At 56.6% G+C, this 20,286-nt stretch carries 20 protein-coding genes; 14 read left to right on the top strand and 6 right to left on the bottom strand.

What is annotated here, in order from left to right; translation table 11 throughout:
* Window positions 1–3 precede the first annotated feature (3 nt).
* From A6A26_RS23215 to A6A26_RS23205, 3 genes are read right to left on the bottom strand one after another with little or no spacing between them, the layout of a single operon-like run.
* Window positions 4–702 carry a fimbrial biogenesis chaperone gene (locus tag A6A26_RS23215; protein ID WP_063880925.1) on the bottom strand — a complete coding sequence of 233 codons (699 nt, stop codon included), beginning with the start codon at window positions 700–702 and terminating at the stop codon, window positions 4–6.
* A gap of 24 nt (window positions 703–726) precedes the next feature.
* Window positions 727–1,248, bottom strand: a complete 522-nt coding sequence (locus tag A6A26_RS23210) for a Csu type fimbrial protein (protein WP_063880924.1) — start codon at window positions 1,246–1,248, stop codon at window positions 727–729.
* A 24-nt stretch (window positions 1,249–1,272) separates the two neighbouring features.
* Window positions 1,273–1,839 (bottom strand): spore coat protein U domain-containing protein, encoded by a 567-nt coding sequence (locus tag A6A26_RS23205; protein ID WP_063880923.1) that lies wholly within the window; start codon window positions 1,837–1,839, stop codon window positions 1,273–1,275.
* 705 nt (window positions 1,840–2,544) lie between these two features.
* Here A6A26_RS23205 and A6A26_RS23200 point away from each other — a divergent pair.
* Window positions 2,545–4,641 (top strand): putative bifunctional diguanylate cyclase/phosphodiesterase, encoded by a 2,097-nt coding sequence (locus A6A26_RS23200; protein ID WP_063880922.1) that lies wholly within the window; start codon window positions 2,545–2,547, stop codon window positions 4,639–4,641.
* Between the two features lie 79 nt (window positions 4,642–4,720).
* Complete coding sequence (locus A6A26_RS23195) at window positions 4,721–6,124, top strand: aminotransferase-like domain-containing protein (protein WP_063881257.1); 1,404 nt, start codon at window positions 4,721–4,723, stop codon at window positions 6,122–6,124.
* Here A6A26_RS23195 and A6A26_RS23190 read toward each other — a convergent pair.
* From A6A26_RS23190 to A6A26_RS25665, 3 genes are all read right to left on the bottom strand, one after another.
* Window positions 6,121–6,603 carry a YlaC family protein gene (locus A6A26_RS23190; protein ID WP_063880921.1) on the bottom strand — a complete coding sequence of 161 codons (483 nt, stop codon included), beginning with the start codon at window positions 6,601–6,603 and terminating at the stop codon, window positions 6,121–6,123. The genes A6A26_RS23195 and A6A26_RS23190 overlap by 4 nt on opposite strands.
* A gap of 76 nt (window positions 6,604–6,679) precedes the next feature.
* The gene (locus A6A26_RS23185) at window positions 6,680–7,846 is read right to left on the bottom strand and encodes an amidohydrolase (RefSeq protein WP_063880920.1); all 1,167 of its coding nucleotides are present in this window, start codon (window positions 7,844–7,846) and stop codon (window positions 6,680–6,682) included.
* 53 nt (window positions 7,847–7,899) lie between these two features.
* Complete coding sequence (locus tag A6A26_RS25665; RefSeq protein WP_156506698.1) at window positions 7,900–8,157, bottom strand: hypothetical protein; 258 nt, start codon at window positions 8,155–8,157, stop codon at window positions 7,900–7,902.
* A gap of 303 nt (window positions 8,158–8,460) precedes the next feature.
* On the opposite strand from A6A26_RS25665, the gene A6A26_RS23180 reads away from it, so the two are divergent.
* The 12 genes from A6A26_RS23180 to A6A26_RS23125 all read left to right on the top strand — a co-directional run bounded on the left by A6A26_RS23180 (window position 8,461) and on the right by A6A26_RS23125 (window position 20,286).
* Complete coding sequence (locus A6A26_RS23180) at window positions 8,461–9,459, top strand: LLM class flavin-dependent oxidoreductase (protein ID WP_063880919.1); 999 nt, start codon at window positions 8,461–8,463, stop codon at window positions 9,457–9,459.
* Window positions 9,460–9,485: 26 nt separating this feature from the next.
* On the top strand, window positions 9,486–10,640 hold the full coding sequence (locus A6A26_RS23175) for an amidohydrolase (protein ID WP_063880918.1): 1,155 nt from the start codon (window positions 9,486–9,488) through the stop codon (window positions 10,638–10,640).
* A 76-nt stretch (window positions 10,641–10,716) separates the two neighbouring features.
* Window positions 10,717–12,030, top strand: a complete 1,314-nt coding sequence (locus tag A6A26_RS23170) for an LLM class flavin-dependent oxidoreductase (protein ID WP_063880917.1) — start codon at window positions 10,717–10,719, stop codon at window positions 12,028–12,030.
* An 11-nt stretch (window positions 12,031–12,041) separates the two neighbouring features.
* Window positions 12,042–12,980 (top strand): ABC transporter substrate-binding protein, encoded by a 939-nt coding sequence (locus tag A6A26_RS23165; protein ID WP_063880916.1) that lies wholly within the window; start codon window positions 12,042–12,044, stop codon window positions 12,978–12,980.
* A gap of 10 nt (window positions 12,981–12,990) precedes the next feature.
* The gene (locus A6A26_RS23160; RefSeq protein ID WP_063880915.1) at window positions 12,991–13,503 is read left to right on the top strand and encodes a GNAT family N-acetyltransferase; all 513 of its coding nucleotides are present in this window, start codon (window positions 12,991–12,993) and stop codon (window positions 13,501–13,503) included.
* A 9-nt stretch (window positions 13,504–13,512) separates the two neighbouring features.
* Window positions 13,513–14,439: an amino acid ABC transporter permease gene (locus A6A26_RS23155; protein ID WP_063880914.1), complete on the top strand. Its 927-nt coding sequence runs from the start codon at window positions 13,513–13,515 to the stop codon at window positions 14,437–14,439.
* Window positions 14,423–15,217 (top strand): amino acid ABC transporter ATP-binding protein, encoded by a 795-nt coding sequence (locus A6A26_RS23150; protein ID WP_063880913.1) that lies wholly within the window; start codon window positions 14,423–14,425, stop codon window positions 15,215–15,217. The genes A6A26_RS23155 and A6A26_RS23150 overlap by 17 nt, the downstream gene beginning before the upstream one ends.
* Before the next feature lie 9 nt (window positions 15,218–15,226).
* On the top strand, window positions 15,227–16,126 hold the full coding sequence (locus A6A26_RS23145) for an ABC transporter substrate-binding protein (RefSeq protein WP_063880912.1): 900 nt from the start codon (window positions 15,227–15,229) through the stop codon (window positions 16,124–16,126).
* On the top strand, window positions 16,077–16,340 hold the full coding sequence (locus A6A26_RS23140) for a hypothetical protein (protein ID WP_156506697.1): 264 nt from the start codon (window positions 16,077–16,079) through the stop codon (window positions 16,338–16,340). The genes A6A26_RS23145 and A6A26_RS23140 overlap by 50 nt, the downstream gene beginning before the upstream one ends.
* A gap of 158 nt (window positions 16,341–16,498) precedes the next feature.
* Entirely contained in the window at window positions 16,499–17,101 is a 603-nt protein-coding gene (locus tag A6A26_RS23135; protein WP_063880910.1) for a cupin domain-containing protein, read from the top strand.
* A gap of 336 nt (window positions 17,102–17,437) precedes the next feature.
* Window positions 17,438–19,144 carry a bifunctional ornithine lipid synthase OlsF gene (locus tag A6A26_RS23130; protein ID WP_063880909.1) on the top strand — a complete coding sequence of 569 codons (1,707 nt, stop codon included), beginning with the start codon at window positions 17,438–17,440 and terminating at the stop codon, window positions 19,142–19,144.
* Between the two features lie 74 nt (window positions 19,145–19,218).
* A complete protein-coding gene (locus tag A6A26_RS23125; RefSeq protein WP_063880908.1) occupies window positions 19,219–20,286 on the top strand; it encodes an ABC transporter ATP-binding protein in 1,068 nt (355 codons plus the stop codon).

The following is a 20,286-nucleotide window of genomic DNA, read 5'->3' as shown; positions in this document are numbered from 1 at the left end:
AACTTACTGAGCCGCAGCGCTGCGCCACTGCCCGTTATTGGTCTCTGCGCTCAGTTCACCGCTTACGGAGGACGTTAACGGAAAGCGCTGCGTGCTGTTGGCCAGCACATAGCCATAAAGTCCGTTTCCAAGTCGCTGACCGCCAACGGTGACATTACTGAGTCGTGCATGGCCGTTGCCGCGATTCGTCAGTTCCAGATAGCGTTGGCCGCTCGCGTTGACCTGACGCCAGCTGAGTGCTGACTTCGCGTCATCGCGGCTCAGACCGGAGCCATAGACAAAGAGCGGAACCGAATAACGCATCTGAAAATTCAGCCCGGCCTGGTTGTCGCTGACCGATCGCGGGGTAGGGATTTCATCCAGCACCACGCGGTAGGCCACCTCTTTACCCGCGGCAGGCGGTAGCTGTTTAATCAGGCGGACGAGCTGCTTCTGACCGGGTTCGATGCGCACCAGTGGCGGGCTGGCGACGACCTGCTGCTGAGTTTGATACTGCTCCTGGCTGTTGGTCTGCTGCCAGGCGAAGATGCGCACCTGCATAAGCGTCGTGCTGCTGCCACGGTTTTCCAGCCACAGTTCGCTGGCTTTCTCCTCCGGGTTTATCGCCGGGTCGATGGGCCAAATCATGACAGAGTTAGCGCCCTGCGCCTGTGGCAACAACACGAGTGTGAACAGAAAAAACAGGGCGCGCAGGGATGGCATGGTAAAGCTCCTTTGTACTTTTTATCACCAGGTCAGCGTGACGCTGAGCGTGTCGGAATAAACCCCGGCGCGCGTCGGGCCGGGTAACTGCAGCACGCCGTAAATCGGTAACGTGATGTTATTGGCATTGCTGTAGCTCAGCGGCACTGCCGTATTCACCGGAATCGGGATGGTGCGTGCTGCATTGCTAAAGAGGTAATAGGGAATCGTGTTGGTATTGTTCGCCAGCTTCAGGTTGCGGGTCGCGGTGTAGTTACTGCCACCGTTGATGGTCATGCTCAGGGTGGTGCCGGGTGTACAGGCGAGGTTAATCGTTGAACTTTGCACATAGCTGGCGCTGACACTGCTGTTTGCCAGCCCGGACTGGGTGCCAAAATTAAGCGTGCCAAAGATCCCCGTATTGGTTCCGGAGATCACACAACCTGCAACGATTGACGCTGAAACCTGAAATGTCGTGGAGCTGGTCGTAATGCTCCACCCATTCACACTCACCAGGAACAGTAACCCGCCAGCGGTGATCGAACCAGGTGACCAGGTTGCTGTCATCTGCCGCTACTCAAACACGGGCGCTTAGTAGTTCACGGCAACGTTAATGGTATCGGTGTAAGTGCCAGCCGGAATCACAGGGTTAAAGCCGCCGCCCACCACGCGTCCGTAAATCGCGTAATTGGTGCCAAGCGTGGGATCGGTCGTGCCGCTTGGCGCAATATTGGTGTTATTCGCAATGGCGGTGCTAAAGGAGGCGTCGCTGTAGAGGGTATAAGCGATGCCCTGGGTGTTATCCGCGCCCAGCACCAGATAGCGCGGTGCAGATGACACGGTGCCGTAGACGGTTCCCGGTGCCGCATTACTGCTGGTCACCTGGACGTTAAACGTTTGCCCGGTAGTACAACGGACGTAGATACCGTTTCCTGCCGCGCCCACCAGGGTGGCATTCAGAGTATCGAAGGTGGCGGCACTGCTACCAAAGTTCAACGAACCAAAGTTTACGCCCGTGGTGGCTGACTGGCCGTTCACCAGACAACCTGTGGTTAATGTCAGCGTAGCGTTAATTGCACCCGTGGTGGTGGCAGCAAACGTCACGGACGGCAGCGCCGTGGTGAAACTGACAGCTAACAGAAAAAGCTTGAATTTCATAATCATTCCTTACCGATTATTCAGGACTTGTGCTTTTTCACCTGATGGCGTAATACAAAAAAACCAGAGAAAAGAAAACCTAACCGTAGAGTGTCAGCATCCTGCCGTTGTTTTTCCGACAATCCAGAAAACAGGTAAGTCGATTTATATTAATTTTTTTTACTATACATCAGCCTGGCCGTTGTAGCGAAACCCGACGATAAATTTTTTATTAATTTGTTACATTCGTGCCCCCGGACACCCTTCATGGCCGTTCATTCTTGGCAAATGAAAATAAAAACAGGGGCATATTTTGCGCACCGTGACCCTTTCGAATCAGGTGGGATGGTCTTGCGCCGATCAGAAACGGTTTCAGAATAATCGTCTAAGATAAGCAGATGTGGACAGGGGCGAGCAGACGAGTTGGCGGTATGTTTAATTATAATTTATTGGAATAGCAGTCTTTTTTAATTTTTTCTGTGTTTCTGTGCCTGTCGTTTCATGCCGGGAGAGCGGTAATCGCCTGGATAGCGCCCTGCGGACAACGACAGATTTCCCTGTTCGGCAGACAAGGTTGATTGGTCCGGACGCTCGGAAGCATTGGGAACCTCTATTAAAAAAGCCTAATTTAGTCTTTTTTCGCGCCGATAACCGGTAAATAAGACAAAACATCTTTTTCAACGTCAACATCACAGCTGCGCGCTCGGCGCTGTTCGGATAAACACTATGCTAGTGGCCTCATATAACGCATTCATCGTCGTCATTTCGGTATTAGTGGCGATGCTGGCTTCCTTTACCGCGCTGGATATGGCGGGACGTGTAGCCACTTCAACCGGTAAGGTCGCACTCGTGTGGCTGTTTGGCGGTGGCTTTGCCATGGGCATTGGTATTTGGGCCATGCACTTTATTGGCATGCTTTCCATGGACCTGGACATGATGATGAGTTATGACGCATCCCTGACGGCGCTGTCTGCCGGTATTGCGGTGTGTGCATCCATTTTCGCCCTGTGGCTGGTCTGTCAGGGGGACCTGCCTCTGCCGCGCTTAGCCGGCGGTGCTGTTGTCCTCGGCAGCGGCATTGTCGCTATGCATTACACCGGCATGGCCGCCCTGGTGCTCTCGACCCGTATCATCTGGAACTGGGGCTGGGTGCTGATTTCGGTGATCATTGCGCTGGCCGCCTCCGTTGCTGCCCTGTGGCTGGCGTTTAAGCTGCGTGAAGGGCATCAGGGACGCGTCGCGACACTGCGGCTGTGTGCATCGGTGGTGATGGGCGCCGCCATTGCCGGTATGCACTACACCGGCATGATGGCGGCTTCATTCCCTGCAGGCAGCCATACCATGTCTTCGGGCGTTAACAGCAACTGGTTAGCCATTGTGGTCACCGTAGTGACCATCGCCATACTCGGTATCACCCTGCTGGTTTCCATGCTGGATGCGCGCATGCAGGCACGTACCTCTATCCTGGCCAGTTCACTGGCTGAGGCCAATCGTGAACTGGCCCAGCTGGCGCTCCACGATAATCTGACCCGACTGCCAAACCGCATCCTGCTGGAAGACCGCCTTGAACAGGCGATGAATAAAGCCAATCGTGAGAGCAGCCAGTTTGCTCTGATGTTTATGGATCTCGATGGGTTTAAAGCGGTCAACGATGCCTTTGGTCACCACATTGGCGACAGTTTGTTGGTCAGCGTCACGGAAAGAATGAGTGAACAGATGAAAGGCTACTACACGCTGGCGCGTCTGGGTGGCGATGAATTTGTCCTGCTGATTGAAATCACCGAGCCAAATGATGCGGCGGCGGTCGCCGATCAACTGGTAAAAGCGGTGGTTCGCCCGTTCTCTATTTCCCGTTACGAGTTAGTGGTCTCCTTGAGCATCGGCATTGTGGTATATCCCGGTGACGGCGAGGATGAGCGCGAGCTGATGTTCAATGCGGATGCCGCGATGTACCACACCAAAAATAACGGCCGCAACGGCTATACCTTTTTCCAGCCCTCCATGAATCTGCTGGCGCAAAGTCAGTTACAGCTGAATAACGATCTGTGGCATGCGCTGGATAACAACGAGCTGCGGCTGTTTTACCAACCCAAATACTGTGCACCGCACGGCCCGATTATGGGCTTTGAAGCCCTGCTGCGCTGGCAGCATCCGAAACACGGCTTGCTGACGCCGGACTGCTTTCTGCCGATGGCGGAAAAAACCGGCATGATAGTGAATATCGGTAACTGGGTGATTAACGAAGCCTGCCGTCAATTGCATCAGTGGCACCTGCAGGGCCATCTGGCATGGTCCGTGGCGGTGAACCTGTCTGCGCTGCAGTTTGAGCAGAGCAACCTGGTCGAAACGGTTAAAGCGGCGCTGGCGCTGCACCATATTCCCGCCACGCAGTTAACGCTGGAGGTGACGGAAACGACGGCAATGCGTAATCCCGATGAAAGCGTCCGTATTCTGACCGAACTGACGGAGCTCGGCGTCAAAGCCTCGATTGACGATTTTGGAACCGGCTATTCCAGTTTGTTGTATCTCAAACGCCTGCCAGCCAGTGAGCTGAAGATCGATCGGGCCTTCGTGAACGAGCTTCAGCACCAGTCGGAAGATGCGACCATCGTCTCGGCGATTGTGGCGCTGGCGCAGTCTTTACAGTTAAAAGTCGTGGCTGAAGGCGTCGAAACGCCCGAGCAGCAGGCCTTTCTGACCCAACTTGGCTGCAACACGCTACAGGGATATCTGTTGGGTCGCCCCCTTCCACCGGAACGTATCGAAGAGCTTAACGAGTTTGTTGGCACTGAAGCAGACAAACCCGCAGCGCTGGAGTGCTAAGGCGTTAACCGCCACGGCTTTTTTTGTTACAGGTGATCAACATGATAAAGTGACGCCTCAGCATCAGGAGCGACATGCCGTGGCGAAATATCAGCAGTTAATGGATGACATTCAGCAGCAAATCGAAGCCGGTATCTGGCCGCCGGGCACCCGTTTGCCTTCGCTGCGCCAGCAGGTCGCCCGGCAGGGGCTGAGCCTGATGACCGTGCTGCATGCTTATGAATTGCTGGAAAGTCAGGGATGGATTGTGTCGCGCCCGCAGTCCGGTTATTACGTCGCGCCACGGGCGCTGGCAGCCGCACCGCTCAGCGTGGCTATCAGCGAGCGGGTGGATATTAATGACTTTGTGTTCGACGTTTTGCAGGCCACGCGCGATCCGGCCATTGTGCCGTTTGGTTCGGCGTTCCCCGACCCGGCTTTGTTTCCCCAGCGTCAGCTGATGCGTTCGCTGGCGAACGTCTCACACCAGCTGACGCCGACCGATGCATTGCATAATCTGCCCCCCGGCAACGCCACGCTGCGCCAGCTGCTGGCGCAGCGTTACGCCCGTCAGGGCATCACGTTATCTCCCGATGAAATCGTGATTACCAGCGGGGCGCTGGAAGCGCTGAATCTCAGTCTGCAATCCCTTACCGAACCCGGCGACTACGTGGTGATTGAACAGCCCAGTTTCTATGGCGCACTGCAGGCGATTGAACGGCTTAAGCTCAAGGCGCTGGCTATTCCCGTCGACACGCAGAACGGCATTGATTTACAGCAGCTTGAGGACGCGCTTCAGCGCTGGCCTGTTAAAGCCTGTTGGCTAATGACGACCCTGCAAAATCCCTCAGGTGCCACGCTGACCCCCGAGCGTAAACAGCAGCTGGTGGAATTGCTTGCCCGTCATCGGGTGCCGCTGATCGAAGATGATGTGTACGCTGAGCTGTCGGGTGAGGGCGCGCCGCCCCTGCCGGCAAAAGCCTGGGACAGCCATGGCAATGTGCTGCACTGCGGTTCTTTTTCAAAATCGCTGGTGGCGGGGTTTCGTGTGGGATGGGTCGCTGCGGGCCAGCATGCTCAACGTATTCAACGCCTGCAGTTGATGAGTACGCTTTCGACCAGTGCACCGATGCAGTTGGCACTGGCGGATTTTCTGGCGACCCGCCGCTACGATAATCATCTGAAACGGCTTCGGCAAAGTCTGGCAAAGCGCCAGCAACTGGCGCGTCAGGCACTGATGAAGGTGCTGCCCGCACCGTCCACGGTGAGCGACGCCGCCGGGGGCTACTTTTTGTGGGTGACGCTACCGGACAGTATTAATACCACCCAGCTTTACCAGCGCGCGCTGGCAAAAGGTATCAGTATTGCACCGGGGCAGTTGTTTGCCGCCGGTGAACAGTTCAGCCACTGTTTCCGGCTTAACACCGCCTGGCCCTGGGATTCGCGAGCCGAGGCGGCGGTCGTCACCCTGGGTGAGATCATGGCCGACATGGCGCGCGGTTAAACCTGCGCAGCCTGGCGGTGCCCCCAGGTCAGGTAATAAACGTCGTAAAAGTCCACTTCCCCTTTCTGCTTCAGCAAACGGTCAATCCCTGTTTTGACGCGCTCTGGCGCATCCGGCAAAGACATAATGCGCGATACCGCCTGTTCAGGCAGCGGCTGCACGTAATACCATTCGCCGTTGTAGCAAACCCGCAGATCCAGCGCATCGATATCTTCAAAACGGTATTTGGGATTGATATCCAGCAACATCAGAAAGCTCATCACCAGTACAAAGGCGGTCGCGAACCAGAAGGCTGGCCAGCCCAGCATCTCAGTGGAAAAAATCAGTGCCACGCACAGGCCGTAGCACAGGTACATCACTGCCCACAGTCCGGGATGTTTTTTCAAAAAAGAGAAGCTGAAGCGCGGCAGGTTATCCCGGCGTTCTTCACGGTTGAGCGTATTAATTTCGTCGATCAAGATCTGTTTAATGGCGTCCATCGTTCCCCTCACTTTCAACTGATAGCTATTAGAACAGATAACAGTCAAGGCGTTCAGACACAGATTAGGCCATTTTTTATATAACAGTTTCGCGTTTGCTGACCGACTGCGCCGCCACCTGCGCCAGGGCGCGCGGTGCCAACTGTGTAAAATAGTCGACAGCGGGCCCCAGCATGGCTTCATCGGGATTAAACGCCGGATGATGCAGGCCATATTCGCTGGCACTGCCAATATTCACAAAGGCCCCCGGCACCTGTTGCAGATAAAAGGCAAAATCTTCACCGCCCATTAGCGGCGTAACGGCCTGTTCAGCGCGATAACCACTTTGGACGGCCTGATCCAGGGCCATTTCTGTCCATTCTGGCGTGTTTATCAGGGCAGGTGGCCCCGCTATCCATTCCAGCCCGGCGCGAGCGCCAAAGCCCGATGCGATTCCCTGAATCAGCGCCGTCATACGTTCAGGGATTTGCTGACGCAGCGCAGCATGGTGGGTGCGGACCGTGCCTTCCAGTTCCACCTCCTGCGGAAGCACGTTCCAGGTATTACCCGCCGTGAAACGGGTGACGCTCAGCACGACCGTTTCCAGGGCGCTAAACACCCGCGCAGGTAACGTCTGTAATGCCGTCACGATGTGGCTGGCAATCACAATGGCATCAATACCTTCCTGGGGCCGGGCGGCATGTGCGCCTTTGCCGTGCACCCGAATAATAAAGCGGTCGACATTGGCGTAAAACGCGCCAGGCCGGGTTCGCAGCGTACCCAGTGGCAGATCCGGCGCGTTGTGCATACCAAATATGGCCTGCACGCCGTCCAGCGCACCTGCGGCAAGCAGCTGTCGGGCACCTTCAAACGTCTCTTCTGCGGGCTGAAAAAGAATACGTACCCGGCCCGGAAGCGTGGCTTCACGTTGCTTAAGCTGATGGGCAACGCCGAGCATCACCGACGTATGAATATCGTGTCCGCAGGCGTGCATCACGCCGGGTTGTTGGGACATCCAGGCAGAATGCACGGCCTCGTCGACAGGCAGAGCATCAATATCGGCGCGCAGGGCAATAAGGGGTTCGCCCTGGCCAATTTCCGCGACCACGCCGGTCGTCAATGGCAAGGGCAGCAAACGAATATCGCCCTGCTGCAACCAGCGCGTAATACGTTCCGTGGTGGCAAACTCCTGATTTGAGCGTTCAGGATGTTGGTGCAGTTCACGACGCCACTGCACCAGTCGTTCCAGTAAAAATGAAGTCATGAGTCTCCTTGTTCAAACAGTCCAACGCAATCTTAGATATTCCTGCTTAGCCGTTACAGGTTATTGGGTTGCCAGGGGTAATCGGGCAATTGCGTCAGGGCATGATCCTGGGTTGATAACACCGATACCGACGTCGAGTACGCATCATAATGATGATTTTCATTCTCTCTGCCTGAATAATCGCGGGTGGATAATTCTCTGTCAGACCCAGAGCAAGCACCTGCACGGGGCTTTTTAACGGGGCTATGCTGGCAAGCTGTCTCGCTGTTATGTGGGAACAGCATTTGTAATAAGGTACTGACTTTTAACATACTTTATCCCTCTCTCTCACCTGTTTGACCCGATGGATCATCATCGGGCAATACCGTGAGTCGATAAAGTAAGGAATTAATCAAAGCTTAGCGAAAATTAGCAAATACAGCATGGTTAAACGCGGAATTAATATCGATTCTGGCGGGGTTGGTAGGAAGGCAATAAATAATGCCATCGCGGAATGCGTTTATTCATTTAATTCTATTGCCACTTTTTAACTTCATATTGTCATATTTATTGTTTTACGAAATATACCCGCATCGCCACACTGAGCCTTAACGGAAATGAGTGAGGACAGGTGAATGGCATATCAATTAAGTCTGTTAGATAAATCGCCCGTGGCAGAAGGTGAAACACCGGCGGCGGCGCTTCAGCGCACGTTGCAGCTGGCGAAACAGGCTGAGAAATGGGGCTATCACCGTTTTTGGCTGGCGGAACATCACAATATTGAACAGCTGGCGAGCCCGTCACCTGAAGTTTTAATCGCCTGGCTTGTGGCGCAAACCCAGCACATTCGTATTGGCTCTGGCGGGGTGATGTTACAGCACTACAGCCCCTATAAAGTGGCGGAAAATTTTAATTTGCTGGCGTCGCTGGCACCGGGGCGGATCGATCTGGGCATCGGTAAAGCGCCTGGCGGCCTGCCGCTTTCAACCCGGGCGCTACAGCTTGGGGTGCATCAGGATGAAAAGGGCAGTTTTGCCGAGCAGCTTCAGCAACTGGACAGCTGGCTGCAACCTGATGTGGAACGGCACGACGACGAAAGGCTACGGGCCACGCCCTTGCCCGCGCGTCCGGCGCAGCGGTTTCTGTTGGGGGGGAGCGAGCAGAGCGCCCAACTGGCGGCGCAGTTGGGCTGGCAGTTTGTTTTTGCCGCGCACATCAATGGCGATCGCCAGCGTCTTGAGCGATCCCTGCAGGCCTATTCACGGCAGGCACAGGGTAAACGGGCGCTGGTAGCAGTGCAGGTCGTGGTGGCTGATTCGCCAGCGCAGGCCGATTTGCTGGTTGCCGATCTCAAACATTTCCACGTGCAGGTGAAAGGCGGCCCGGGCGTCAACGTTGCCAGCCTGGAACAGGCGGAACGCTATGTTCGTCAGGGCGGCTTTACCGATTATCTGATTGAGCCGCGCACGCCATCCCTGCTGAAAGGCACCGCGTCCCAGGTTCATGCCCAGCTCGACGCGCTACAGCATAACTTCGGCATTGATGAGTTTGTTATCGACACGCCGATTGCCGATGCCCGCGCGCGTTACCGGTCGCTGGAGTTACTGGCAACCCATCAGTGGGTCGCCGCCTGAGCATGATGTGTTAGCCGAGGTACACCATGAGTCTGAACGAAGCACAGTTAATTGCGTGGCGACGCGAGCTGCATACCTGGCCCGAACTCTCTGGCCAGGAGTTTGCCACCACCGCACGGTTGCGCCAGTGGCTCCAGAACGCCGGTATCCGCTTGCTCGACTACCCGCTTGAAACCGGCGTGGTCGCGGAAATCGGCAACGGTGAAAACCTGATTGCGTTGCGTGCCGATATTGATGCGCTGCCGATCCATGAGGCCAGCGGCGTCAGTTTCCACTCTCGCCAGCCAGGTGTGATGCACGCCTGTGGTCACGATCTGCACAGTGCCGTGATGCTGGGCGCGGCCCTTGAACTGCAGGCACAGCAGCAGCAACTGCGCGGTCGGGTACGCATCTTATTTCAGCCCGCCGAAGAGATTGCACGCGGTGCCAGACAGTTTATCCAGGCCGGCGTACTGGATCAGGTACAGGCTATTTTTGGTATGCATAACGAACCCGGCCTGCCGAGCGGGACCTTTGCCACGCGTGACGGGGCGTTTTATGCCAACGCCGACAAGTTTGTTATCCACGTGACAGGTAAGGGCGCGCACGCGGCGCATCCAGAGCAGGGCGTGGATGCCATCGTGGTCGCCAGCCAGATTATTCAGGCTCTTCAGACGCTGACCAGTCGCAGCTTTAACACGCTCGACAGCCTGGTGCTCAGTATCACCCGCATTGACGGCGGTAAAACCTGGAATGTGCTGCCGGGAACGGTGGAGTTTGGCGGCACCGCCCGCACTCACGATCTGCACCTGCGCGCCGAACTGGAAAAACGCGTACGCACGCTGGTGGAGAACATCGCGCAGGCCAATGGCGCGCAGGCCAGCCTGAGCTGGCACGCCGGGCCGCCCGTGCTGATCAATGACGCGCGCTGGGCGCAGTTCAGCAGTGAGGTGGCTCGCCAGGTGGGCTATCGGGTACAGACTGCCGATTTACATCTGGGGGGCGAGGATTTTGCCTTCTACCTGCAGCAGGTACCGGGCGCGTTTGTCAGCATTGGCAGCGCCAGCGACTTTGGCCTGCATCATGCCGGTTTTACGCCCGACGAATCCTCGATAGCGCCCGCCGCCCACTACTTTGCACAGCTCGCCCGGCAGGCGTTGCACCATCTTCACGACCGATGTCGTGAACCCGCCCTGAATTAAGTTCAACTTTCTGACTTGCCTGAGCGGCTGTCCCGGACAACCGCCTGGCATCCTGACGCATAAAAGAGAGCACATCATGACCACAAGACAGCTTCGACTGGGTACCATTTTGCATGGCGCGTCCGGAAATATGTCGGCCTGGCGCCACCCGGCCGCCCAGGCGGACGCCAGCATCAGCTTTGACTACGCGAAAAAAATCGCGCGGAAAGCCGAGGAGGGCAAACTGGATTTTCTGTTTGTCGCCGACGGCTTATTTATTAATGAAAAATCGATCCCCCACTTTCTGAACCGGTTTGAACCCTTAACGCTGCTGTCGGCGCTGGCCGGTGTCACCGAACATTTAGGGCTGGTGGGCACGGTCTCGACCTCCTACAGCGAACCCTTCACCGTGGCACGACAGTTTGCCAGTCTGGATCACCTGAGCGGAGGACGTGCCGGCTGGAACGTAGTGACCTCACCGCTGGAAGGATCGGCCAAGAATTTCTCACGGCAGCAGCATCCGGAACATGCACTGCGTTATCGCATTGCGGATGAGTACCTTGAGGTGGTGAAAGGATTATGGGATTCCTGGGAACAGGACGCGTTTGTCCGCAATAAAGACAGCGGCCAGTTTTTTGACCCCGCTAAGCTGCACACCCTTAACCATCACGGCGACTTCTTCCAGGTACAGGGACCGCTCAATATTTCACGCACGCCACAGGGCCGACCGATCATTTTTCAGGCGGGCGCCTCTGACGACGGTAAAAAGCTGGCAGCCCGTCATGCCGATGCCATCTTTACGCATCAGCCGACGCGCGAGGAAGCCCAGGCATTTTATCGTGACGTCAAAGCGCTACAGGCGAAAAATGGCCGTCAGCCGCAGGATCTGCATATTTTCCAGGGCGTGAGCGTCATCGTTGGCAACGATGCTGAGGACGTGGAGCAGCAATATCAAACCACCGCCGCGCTGGTTTCCATTCATGATGCGCTCAACTATCTTGGCCGCTTCTTCGACCATCACGACTTTTCCCAGTACCCGCTCGATGCGCCTTTCCCCGATATTGGCGACATCGGCCAGAACAGTTTCCGCAGTACCACCGACGAGATTAAACACAAAGCGCGTGAGCAAGGTCATTCACTGCGCCAGGCGGCACTGGAAGCGGCAACGCCGCGTCCGCTGTTTCATGGCACGCCCGAGCAGGTCGCCGACGGTCTGCAACTGTGGTTTGAGAGCGAGGCCGCAGACGGTTTCATTATCAATGGCGGTACGCCAGACACTTTTGAACGTTTTGTTGACCAGGTGGTGCCTGTGTTGCAGGCGCGCGGTTTAGCGCGCCGTCACTATCCGGGCTCCACGCTGCGTGACAGCTTTGCCCTGTCGCAGCCGGTTAATCAATTCACATCACAATAAGAGCCTTTGCTATGCAGAAAAATATGCTTATCGCCTTGCTGATGCTGACCGCCAGCGGTAGCAGCCTTGCGGAAGGAACCCGTGTTGCCGTGAATGGTCAGCGCGTCAGTCTTGAGGCCAATAAAACCCCCATCCACACCGTTAAAAATGCGCAAGCCGTGGCGCAACTGCCTGCCCACTATCGCTTCGCCGTACCGGGCGCGTTTACCGTGGCGGTGGCGGCCCTGAACTCACCGCCGCTGACCGTTTTCTCTGATGACAACAAAACGTTGTTGGGCAGCGAAGTCGATATTGCCCGGCTGGTGGCGGACAGCCTGGGGCTGAAACTTAACGTCGTGCCGGCTTCCTGGGAAGACTGGCCGCTTGGTGTGGCATCGGGGAAATATGATGCCGCCATCACCAACATCACCGTGACGAAGGCGCGCAAAGAGAAGTTCGATTTCGCCACCTACCGAAAAGATTCTCTGGGGTTTTATGTGAAAACCAGCAGCCCCATTCAGTCGCTGACCAAAGCCGAAGATATCGCCGGGCTGCGCATCATTGTCGGTTCCGGGACCAACCAGGAGGCCATTTTACTGGCCTGGGATAAAGAAAATCAGGCCAAAGGCCGTAAGCCGTTTACGCCGATTTATACCAAAGATGACGCCGCCCAAACGCTGGCGCTGCAGGCAGGACGTGCGGATGCCTATTTTGGTCCAAACGTGATTGGCGCCTGGAAGGCGTCACTGAATGGTAAAACCCGCCTGGTCGGCAGTGTGGATGGCGGCTGGCCTAACGCCGCGCACATTGCTGTCACGGTCAAAAAAGGCAGCGGATTAGCGGAACCCATCAGCACGGCCCTGAATGGCGTCATGCAAAATGGTGACTACCAGAAGGTGCTGGATCGCTGGGGAGAAGGCGTTGAACGCATCGATCATTCCGAGATTAATCCACCGGGTTTGGGTGACTGAGGAGCGCACCATGAGTGAACTGCAATTTCGCGAGCTGTCACCGGATGCGCCTGAACTGGTGCCGATCCTGACGGGTTTGTTCGGTGAGTATGCGGCCCGCTATGGCGATTATTTTAGCCGCCACCAGGAACAGGAGCTGGCCGAATGGTATCTGCCCCCGCACGGCTTATTTATTGTGCTGGAGCGTGACGACGAGATTATTGCCATGGGCGCGTACAAACCTTATGACGCACAAACCGCCGAACTGAAACGGATCTGGACGCGTGGCGATCTGCGCCGCCAGGGATTAGCGCTGGTGGTGCTGAAAGAGCTGGAGCGGCGAGCAAAACGGGCGGGTTATCAGCGTCTGTTTTTGACCACCGGCTTTCGCCAGCCCGAGGCCGTGCGCCTGTATATCGGCCACGGTTATCAGCCGCAGTTCGACCTGAATGGCGATCTGGAACGTTTTGGTCAGCCGCCCCACGATGGTCGCCTGCGTTTTATCAAAATTATCGATGTGCACAGCGTTGCGCAGGCAAGCTAAGGATCGCTCATGAGTCATCATCAACAGTTACAGGTGGTGCCCGCCCGCTATCCAGCCCGAACGCTGGGTGCCGTGGTGGCGCTGTTTATTCTGGCAGGCGTTGTACAGTCGGTGGCGTTTAATCCCCGCTGGGAATGGGGCGTGTTTGCCCGCTGGTTCTTCGACCCGGTGATTTTGCATGGCCTGGGGCAGACACTGCTTTTGACCCTGCTGGGCACGGTGTTCAGCCTGCTGTTAGGCGGTTTGCTGGCGCTGGCGCGGCTCTCCTCTTCCTGGCTGTTAAGCAGTCTGGCATGGGGATACATCTGGCTGTTTCGATCGCTGCCGTTGATTGTCGTGCTGATCATTCTCTACAACTTCTCCTATCTCTACGACACGTTGTCCGTTGGGGTGCCTTTTACCCACCTGTCATGGGGCCACTTTCAGACGATTAACGTGCTGGGGCAGTTTCCCGCAGCGGTGATTGGTCTGACGCTGGTTCAGGCGGCGTACAGTGCCGAGATCATTCGCGGCGGCTTTTTAGGCGTCGATCACGGTCAGGTGGAGGCGGCCTCTGCCCTGGGGCTGTCGGCCTCGCGGCGTACTTTTCGCATCATTTTGCCCCAGGCCTTACGCGCCATTATTCCGACCGCCTTTAACGAAATTATCAGTCTCGCGAAGGGCACGGCGATGGTCTATGTGCTGGCGATGCCGGAGCTGTTTTACACCATTCAGATGATCTACAACCGCAATCAGGAAGTGATCCCCTTACTGATGGTCGGCGCAGCCTGGTATCTGATTATCACCACCGTTCTGTCAGTGATTCAGCACAGCGTTGAACGCTGGCTGGCTCGCAGCGTCAGCCGTGAACCGCAACCGTCGCGCTGGCGACAATGGCGCACGCGCGTCGCACCGCTTAATCCTGTTGAGGAGATCAGCCATGTCCGAAGCCATTGATTACCGTTTATCCCCTGCGCAGGGGGCCATTAGCATGACCGGCGTCAGCAAACGTTTCGGCAAGCTCAAGGCGCTGGACGATGTCTCCCTGGCGCTGGAGCCGGGTTCCGTCACGGTAATTCTTGGCCCCTCCGGGTCAGGAAAATCGACCCTGCTGCGGACCATTAACCATCTGGAGCGGGTAGACGAAGGATTTATTCAGATTGACGGGGAGTACATTGGCTATCAGCGCCGGGGTGACCGGTTGTATGAACTGAAGGAGCGGGCGATTCTGCGTCAGCGCATCAATGTTGGCTATGTCTTTCAGAACTTCAACCTGTTTCCCCATCTCACGGTGCTGGAAAATTTAATCGAAGCGCCCATCGCCCATCGCCAGCTCTCAAAGCGCGAGGCGATAACCCGGGCGGGCGAGCTCCTGGATATTGTGGGCCTGCGCCATAAAGCCGATGCCTGGCCTCGTCATCTGTCTGGCGGTCAGCAGCAGCGCATAGCGATTGCCCGGGCCTTGATGCTGCAACCGCGCGTCATGCTGTTCGATGAGCCGACGTCAGCGCTGGACCCCGAACTGGTGGGGGAGGTGCTGGACGTGATTAAAAAGCTCGCCCGGTCAGGTACGACGCTGGTGATCGTCACGCATGAAGTGGGCTTTGCCCGTGAGGTGGCCGACAACGTGGTGTTCATGGTGGACGGTAAAATTGTGGAGCAGGGCAGCAGTACGCAAGTGTTAAACCATCCACGTCATGAGAGAACGCGCCGCTTTCTGGCTCGCGTATTATAAGAGGCCGAGATGAAATATGCGTATCTGACGCTGTTGGCGATGCTGGTGAGCGGCGTGGTGTTTGCCGGGGAAAAACGGGATGCCGCCAACAATGAACAGCCGATTCATGCGCCGGTGAATCCCGACGCGGTAAAAAAAATCCCGGCGGATTTTCATTTTGTTGAGCCGGGCACCTTAACCGTGGCGACCTCTGCCACTAATTCGCCCCCGCTGGCGCTGCTGGCGTCGGATAACCTGACCCGCATTGGCAGCGATCCTGACATTGCCCGCCTGCTGGCGGACAGTCTGGGGCTGAAACTTAAGCTGGTGCCCGCGTCCTGGGAGGACTGGCCGCTGGGGATTCGCGCCGGACGCTACGACGTGGCCATGTTTAACATTGCGGTCACCGAAGAGCGGAAAAAGAAGTTTGATTTTGCCACCTATCGTGCCGATAACCACGCCTTTGTCGTCAAAGCGGACAGTCCTGTCAGCACGATCAACTCACCGGCAGACGTGGCGGGCAAGCGCATCATCGTGGCATCAGGCACCAATCAGGAGCGCATTTTACTCAGTTGGGACGCGCAGAACCGGGCCAAAGGGTTGCCGCCTGTCCAACCCATCTACCTGACGGATGATGCCTCGGCGACGCTCTCTCTGCTCTCCGGGCGGGCCGATGCGCTGTTTGGGCCGCATTCTACGGCGGCATGGAAAGTGGCGTCGCGCGGGCAAACGAAAATAGTCGGCGAGGGGCCGTTCCGCGCCTGGGTGGCGGTGACCACCAAAAAGGGCAACGGCCTGGCGGCGGCGCTGCAAACCGCGCTGGATGGCACCATTGCCGGCGGGCAGTATCAGCAGGTTCTCCAGCGTTGGGGCGAAGAGGATGAAGCGGTCGCCCATTCCACCGTCAATCCACCCGGCATTGTTTACTGAGTCAGGCGAGCCTGAAAATGGCGTCAGCCACAGGCCATCACCGCGCATCGACCCGCCAGCCCTGGCGGGTTTTTTTGTCGCCGCGAAACAGATTGATGCCTTGTCATCGGCCCGTCATTTTCTGGGGTTATTAGCCTTAATCTTCACTTTGACGGCTGCGCAGCGACTGCCGGTTCAGCGTGCAACCACGGGCGTTGTCTCTTTTACAGATTAATCCTACCACGTAAAAGAGACTTACTTACTTAGGGTGAAATTGTTAACAACTAATTTGGCTTTGGTTAGCGAGTTAGGGTGGTTGTGTAAATTGTGATGCATAGCGCACATTACAAACCCTGCGACCTTTGTCACACTAAAGAAAAAAGGAGACATTGTATGACTGCCCAAACCTCCAGTCTGATGTTGCTGATGTCTTTCGCAGCAGGAACATTTTCAGCCGGGGCATCAGATAACCCTCAGCATTTGATGTTCGCCAGTCCGTCTGGCGGCGTGCCGAATAATCCGTTACCGCTCATTATCTGGCCGCGCGTGGTGCCAGAGGATGAAGAGTATATTGCCGCCTGGTTCGAGCAGACGTTTGAAAAAAATGGCTGGCCACCCGACTGGCGCGATCAGCTGTTCCCTTACATGCATTACCATCCCAACACGCATGAGCTCCTCGGCGTGGCTGAAGGCTGGGCGGAAGTGCTGTTTGGTGGCGACAGTGGTCGTATGATTACTCTGCGGGCAGGCGATGCCGTGCTGATCCCGGCCGGTGTCGGACATCGACAGGTGTCAGCCAGCGAAGATTTCCTGGCGGTGGGTGCCTATCCGGAAGGCCTGAAGCCTGAAATCCTGCGCGATGAAATTGCCCATTTGAAGCTGTCCCAGGAAAAAGTGAAAACAGTAGCGCTGCCGAAACGGGACCCGTTCACCGGTAAAGCGGGCGCGATGACCGAGATCTGGCTCCCGGTTGCGACCATGATGCACAACCAGTAACGCGAAACGGGACCGGCTGCTCAGGATTAATGACAGTGCCGCTGCCGACAAACAGGCAGCGGAAACCGGTTCCGCCTTTTCTTGTCAAGCGGTGGCGAACGGGTACGAATGCCGTTATCGCCAGCAGTATTAAGATTTTTCATGTCCCGACACCGTATCGCCCCGGTGAAATATCCTGCCTTATCCCTCTGTTTTTGTGGCTAAAAACCTGATGCGGCACCCATGTGTCGCTGACTGCGCCAACATATTTGTCTCTCGACCACTCGTTATTCATAAAAGTGCAAACAATGCGACTTACTTTCGCTGTATCTCCGGGACAGGCACGAAAGGTTAACTATGTTTTCAGTCGATCAGGTTATTGAGCGTTTCTGGCCCAACCAGCATCCCGCCAACTGGCAGAAACGGATTCTGAAGTGGATCTTACGTGAAGATGAATTCCAGCGATTTGCCGCGCGCTATCCTCACCTGAAAGGCCTGGATATGGTCGAGCAGGTGCTGGAGCACCTCGATGTACGTTGCGAGCTTAGCGAACGCGATCTGGAGCAGATCCCCCCGCGTGGGCCAGTGGTCATCGTGGCCAACCATCCACTGGGAACCATTGACGGCATGGCGTTACTGCATGCGATATCACAGGTGCGCCCCGACGTGAAAATTGTGGCGAACCGGTTGATTATGCTGCTGGAACCGCTCAACAGCCTGATGTTGCCCGTCGACAATATTGGGAATCGTACCAGCCGCCAGCAGTTGCAGAGCATGCAGCAGCATCTTAGCAATCAGGGCGTGCTGATTATCTTCCCGGCGGGTGAAGTGTCCCGTCTTAGCAGTGCGGGCGTGCGTGACCGTGAATGGCATCACAGCTTCCTGCGTCTTGCGGCGAAAGCGCGGGCACCGCTGGTGCCGGTACACGTTGAGGGCCGAAACAGCTGGCTGTTCTATGCTACCGCCAAAGTCGCACCGCCTGTGGCAATGTTAATGCTGGTGCGGGAAATGTTTAAACAGCGCGGAATGCGTATCAAACTGCGTATCGGTGCGCAGATTCCGTTTGCGCACTGGCACGACGGCCACACGCCAGGCAAAGAGCTGGCAAAGCGCGTGCGTAAACATGTCTATCGTCTGGGGCAGGGAAAAAAGGGCCTTTTTCAGACTGAATCCGCCATTGCGCTGGCGGAAGATCGTGCCGACCTGAAAAAAGCGCTGCTGCAAAGCGAACTGTTGGGGAATACCCCGGATGGCAAGCAGATCTATCTGTGGCGACGTAACGGGGCCACCTCGGTGCCGATACTGCGTGAGCTGGGCCGACTGCGGGAGATTGCCTTTCGTGCCGTGGGCGAGGGCAGCGGCCGCCGACGTGATTTAGACAGCTACGATGATGACTACTATCACCTGATCCTGTGGGACGATGCAGAGCTGGAAATCGTCGGTGCCTATCGGTTTATTCCCGGTGGCGAACAGTTGGAACGCCGCGGCATGGAAGGACTCTACAGCCACAGCCTGTTTCATTACGACGAACGCATGATCCCTATCCTGCGTCAGGGCATCGAACTGGGACGCAGCTTTATCCAGCCTGCTTACTGGGGCAAACGCGGGCTGGATTATCTCTGGCTGGGCATCGGAGCCTACGTCGCCAGATACCCTGAGGTGCGCTATCTGTTCGGACCGGTCTCTATCTCTGGCACTATGCCGCTGGCGGCACGTGATTTGCTGGTGGCGTTCTACCGCATCTATTTTCCGACGGACTTCCCCCTGGCCACGTCGCGCTGTCCTTATCCGGCCTCGCTGCCTGACGTGCTGGCCCAGTTCAGCGGCAATGATTACAAAGAGGATCTCCAGCGGCTGAAGCAGTTGCTCAGCAACCTCGGCGTGGCGATCCCGACGCTTTACAAACAGTATTGCGAAGTGTACGAACCCGGCGGCGTGCAGTTTATTGATTTTGGCAGCGACCCCGACTTCAACAACTGTATTGACGGGCTGGTTCTGGCGGATCTCACCAAAATTAAGCCGTCGCGCTATGAGCGCTACGTGGCGGTCCATCTGCCGAAGTAGCCTGCTGTCACGGTGTTGTCATCAATGTGTCGTAACGTTTTGCATAGAACGTTTATGGCACAGGCGACGTAATCATGGCCGCAATTTCACTCTCCGGGCTGCATAAAGCCTTCGCGGCGCAGCCGGTCCTTAACGCGGTATCGCTGGAGATCCAGCAGGGTGAATTTATCGCCGTGCTGGGTCCCTCCGGCTGCGGCAAGACAACCTTACTCCGCTTGATAGCCGGATTCGAAACTCTGGATCGCGGTGAGATCTGGGTAGGCGACACCTTGTTTGCCACTCAGGGTTTTCATCTTCCCCCCGAAAGTCGCGATCTTGGCGTGGTATTTCAAAACTACGCGCTCTGGCCGCACATGACGGTAGCCGAAAACGTGGGCTACAGCCTGAAAGTCAACGGCGTGAACCGTACAGAGCGGGCAGATCGTATCCGGCAAGCCCTGACGCTGGTCGATCTGCTGCCCTTTGCCGAGCGTCGGCCAGCCGATCTGTCCGGCGGCCAACGTCAGCGCGTGGCGCTGGCCCGCTGCCTGGTGGCAAAGCCCGGGCTGGTCCTGCTTGATGAACCTCTGGCTAACCTTGACGTGCATTTGCGTAGCGCGATGGAAGAGGAGTTTCGCCGCTTTCATCGTCACAGCGGGGCAACGCTGGTCTACATCACCCACGATCAGCGCGAAGCGATGGCGCTGGCCGATCGCGTTGTGGTGCTGAATGCGGGGCAGGTCATGCAGTTTGCTTCGCCCCAAACGCTGTGGCGCGAGCCCGCCAACGAGATGGTCGCCACCTTCATTGATGAGGGACGGGTTCTGCCGGTACAGGATATTGAACCGGTGGGACAGGGGCAGGCATCGGTCATGCTGTTCGGCGCACGACTGCTGCTGCGCTGCTCAGCGCAGCAGGCAACGTTACCCCACGGTAAAGCCAGCTTTCATCGTGCCAGCTTCCGCCTGACGCCTGTTAATCGCGGTCAGTTTAACGCGCAGGTTGAACGCATTATCTACCGTGGCGGTCATTACGACATTCACCTGTGCCCGCTGGCGCAGCCGGATGTCTCTTTCACCCTGGCCCTTGATGATGTTTCTGCGCTTGCGGTGAACGACACCGTAAGTATTGCTGTTAATGACGGCTGGATTCTTCCCGCATAA

Source organism: Pantoea sp. OXWO6B1 (assembly GCF_001641135.1).
Taxonomy (GTDB): Bacteria; Pseudomonadota; Gammaproteobacteria; order Enterobacterales; family Enterobacteriaceae; genus Pantoea; species Pantoea allii.
This window is presented reverse-complemented; position numbering and strand designations above follow the sequence as displayed.